Origin of the sequence: Pseudomonas sp. PS02303 (assembly GCF_029959925.1) — a bacterium.
GTDB classification, from domain to species: domain Bacteria; phylum Pseudomonadota; class Gammaproteobacteria; order Pseudomonadales; family Pseudomonadaceae; genus Aquipseudomonas; species Aquipseudomonas mandelii.
Map to the genome: position 1 here is coordinate 1 of NZ_JASCOM010000390.1, position 3,843 is coordinate 3,843.

Here is a 3,843-nt window from a genome sequence, read left to right on the forward strand (position 1 = left end):
GGCTCGCTCCCACATTGGAACGCGTTCACCTGTGGGAGCGAGCCTGCTCGCGATGAGGCCGACAACTGCAACCTTAAACCTCAGGCTTGACCCGATCCGCCGGCCGCCGCACACCCGCCACAATCTTATCCACAGCCTTGGTCGCCGCGACCATGCCGAACGTCGCCGTCACCATCATCACTGCGCCAAACCCGCCGGCGCAGTCGAGCTTCACGCCATCGCCGACAAAACTCTTCTGCAAACAGATGCTGCCATCCGGTTTCGGGTAGCGCAGTTGCTCGGTCGAAAACACGCACGGCACGCTGTAATGACGCGTCACGGTACGCGAGAAGCCGTAGTCACGGCGCAGGGTAGAGCGCACTTTCGATGCCAACGGGTCATTGAAGGTGCGGTTCAAGTCGCAGACCTGGATCAGTGTCGGGTCGATCTGCCCGCCTGCCCCGCCGGTAGTAATGATCTGGATCTTGCGGCGCTTGCACCAGGCGATCAGCGCTGCCTTGGCATTCACGCTGTCGATGCAATCGATCACGCAGTCGATGTTTGGCGTGATGTACTCGGCCATGGTCTCGCGCGTCACAAAATCCGCCACCGCGTGCACCGTGCAGTCCGGGTTGATCCCGCGTAACCGCTCTGCCATCACCTCGACTTTGGGTTTGCCGACAGTGCTGTCCAGCGCGTGCAGTTGGCGGTTGGCGTTGCTGACGCAAACGTCGTCCAGGTCAAACAGCGAAATCTCGCCGACGCCACAACGGGCAATGGCTTCCGCTGCCCAGGAACCGACGCCACCGACACCGACGATGGCCACATGGGCTGCGCGCAGACGCTCCAAGCCTTCGATGCCATACAAACGGGCGATGCCTGCAAACCGCGGATCTTCTGTACTCATGACCATAACCCCAAAAACCGGCGCGCATTATAGGGCCAGACAGCGACAAGATCTAAGTTCCCGCGACAAGTGTAAGAACTTATGCGAAACGGGATTGCCAAACGTAGGGCATTTCCCTGTCAGCTATACGCTCAGGGAATGCCCGGTGTAGGATGCGCGCCCCTTGGCACACGCCGACCGGTCCTTCGTTCCACAGCCTTTGGAACCTGAAATAGCTATGTCATCGCGTAAATTTGGACTCAACCTGGTCGTGGTGCTCGCCATCGCCGCCTTGTTTACCGGCTTCTGGGCGCTGATCAATCGCCCGGTCACCGCCCCCAACTGGCCCGAACAGATCTCCGGCTTCTCGTACTCGCCGTTCCAGCAAGGCCAGTATCCGCAGAAGGAGCAGTACCCGACCGACGATGAAATGCGTCGCGACCTGGAGATCATGAGCAAGCTGACGGACAACATCCGTACTTACTCGGTCGACGGCTCCCTGGGAGACATTCCCAAACTGGCGGAAGAATTCGGCTTGCGGGTCACCCTCGGTATCTGGATCAGCCCGGACGAGGAACGCAACGAGCGTGAGATCCTGCGCGCCATCGAACTCGCCAATACCTCCCGCAGCGTGGTTCGCGTGGTTGTAGGCAACGAAGCGATCTTCCGTAAGGAAATTACCGCCGCGGAACTCAGCATCATTCTGGATCGCGTCCGCGCGGCAGTGAAAGTGCCGGTGACTACGTCCGAGCAATGGCACGTCTGGGAAGAAAACCCGAGCCTGGCCAAGCACGTCGACCTGATCGCCGCACACGTCTTGCCGTATTGGGAACATGTGCCGATGGAGCAATCCGGGCAGTTCGTACTCGACCGTGCCCGTGATCTGAAAAAGATGTTCCCGAAAAAACCGCTGTTGCTGTCGGAAGTCGGCTGGCCGAGCAACGGCCGTATGCGCGGTGGCGCCGATGCGTCGCCGGCAGACCAGGCGATTTACCTGCGCACGCTGGTCAACAAGCTCAATCGCCAGGGCTTCAACTACTTCGTGATCGAAGCGTTTGACCAACCCTGGAAGGCCAGCGACGAAGGTTCGGTGGGCGCTTACTGGGGTGTTTTCAACGCCGCGCGCCAGCAGAAATTCAACTTCGAAGGCCCGGTTGTCGCGATTCCGCAATGGCGCGTGCTGGCGGTCGGTTCGGTGGTCCTGGCGCTGCTGTCCCTGACCCTGCTGATGATCGACGGCTCGGCCCTGCGTCAACGCGGTCGTACCTTCCTGACCTTTATCGCCTTCCTCTGCGGATCGGTGCTGGTGTGGATCGGTTACGACTACAGCCTGCAATACAGCACCTGGTTCAGCCTGACGATAGGATTTCTCCTTGCCTTGGGCGCACTCGGGGTCTTTATCGTATTGCTGACCGAGGCGCATGAACTGGCCGAAGCGGTCTGGACCCACAAGCGTCGGCGCGAATTCCTGCCGGTGGTGGGCGAATCGGACTACCGACCGAAAGTGTCGATTCACGTCCCTTGCTACAACGAGCCGCCGGAGATGGTCAAACAGACCCTCAACGCCCTGGCCAACCTCGACTATCCGGACTTCGAAGTCCTGATCATCGACAACAACACCAAGGACCCGGCGGTCTGGGAACCGGTGCGCGATTACTGCGCAACCCTGGGCCCGCGTTTCAAGTTCTTCCACGTCGCGCCACTGGCCGGCTTCAAGGGTGGCGCGCTGAATTACCTGATTCCGCACACCGCCAAGGATGCCGAAGTGATTGCGGTGATCGACTCGGACTACTGCGTCGACCCGAACTGGCTCAAGCACATGGTGCCGCACTTCGCCGACCCGAAAATCGCCGTGGTGCAGTCGCCGCAGGATTACCGCGATCAGAACGAAAGCACGTTCAAGAAGCTCTGCTACGCGGAATACAAAGGCTTCTTCCACATCGGCATGGTCACCCGCAACGACCGTGACGCGATCATCCAGCACGGCACCATGACCATGACCCGACGTTCGGTGCTCGAGGAACTGGGCTGGGCCGACTGGTGCATCTGTGAAGACGCCGAGTTGGGTCTGCGGGTGTTCGAAAAAGGCCTGTCGGCGGCGTATTACCACACCAGCTACGGCAAAGGCCTGATGCCCGATACCTTTATCGACTTCAAGAAACAGCGTTTCCGCTGGGCTTACGGTGCGATTCAGATCATCAAGCGTCATACCACCAGCCTGCTGCGCGGCAAAGGCAGCGAGCTGACCCGTGGCCAGCGTTACCACTTCCTCGCGGGCTGGTTGCCGTGGGTAGCGGACGGCATGAACATCTTCTTCACCGTGGGCGCCCTGTTGTGGTCGGCGGCGATGATTATCGTGCCGCAGCGGGTCGATCCGCCGTTGCTGATTTTCGCCATCCCGCCGTTGGCGCTGTTCGTGTTCAAGGTGGGCAAGATCATCTTCCTCTACCGTCGTGCGGTGGGGGTCAACCTCAAGGATGCGTTCTGCGCAGCGCTGGCCGGGCTGGCGTTGTCGCACACCATCGCCAAAGCGGTGCTGTACGGCTTCTTCACCAGCAGCATTCCGTTTTTCCGCACACCAAAGAACGCCGATAACCACGGCTTCTGGGTGGCGATTTCGGAGGCCCGCGAAGAAGTGTTCATCATGCTGTTGTTGTGGGGCGCGGCGCTGGGGATTTACCTGGTGAACGGCATGCCGAGCAACGACATGCGCTTCTGGGTGACCATGTTGCTGGTGCAGTCGCTGCCGTACCTGGCGGCGCTGATCATGGCGTTCCTGTCTTCGCTGCCGAAACCGGTGGCCGAAGCCGCGACCGCACCGGCTGTCTAAATCAGTACAGATGCACTAAACGGCGGCCAATGGCCGCCGTTTTGCTTTAAGATAACCGCCATTTTGCGCGCCTTGCCTCAATTCCTGTAGGAGCGAGGCTTGCCCGCGAATGAAGCGACTCGGTGTAACAGATACACCTCACTATCGT

2 protein-coding genes are annotated in these 3,843 nt (G+C 60.0%); one reads left to right on the forward strand and one right to left on the reverse strand.

From position 1 onward, the window contains the following. Positions 1–73 precede the first annotated feature (73 nt). Positions 74–886, reverse strand: coding sequence for a tRNA cyclic N6-threonylcarbamoyladenosine(37) synthase TcdA (gene tcdA / locus QMX98_RS33060; RefSeq protein ID WP_010462854.1), 813 nt, complete (start codon positions 884–886; stop codon positions 74–76). Between the two features lie 217 nt (positions 887–1,103). On the opposite strand from tcdA, the gene QMX98_RS33065 reads away from it, so the two are divergent. Next, a complete protein-coding gene (locus QMX98_RS33065; protein WP_010462855.1) occupies positions 1,104–3,695 on the forward strand; it encodes a glycosyltransferase in 2,592 nt (863 codons plus the stop codon). The last annotated feature ends 148 nt before the right edge of the window (positions 3,696–3,843 follow it).

Bases quoted from the DNA above. Each gene is read 5' to 3' on its own strand.
- tcdA (WP_010462854.1), bottom strand. From the start codon at position 886: ATGAGTACAGAAGATCCGCGGTTTGCAGGCATCGCCCGTTTGTATGGC.
- QMX98_RS33065 (WP_010462855.1), top strand. From the start codon at position 1,104: ATGTCATCGCGTAAATTTGGACTCAACCTGGTCGTGGTGCTCGCCATC.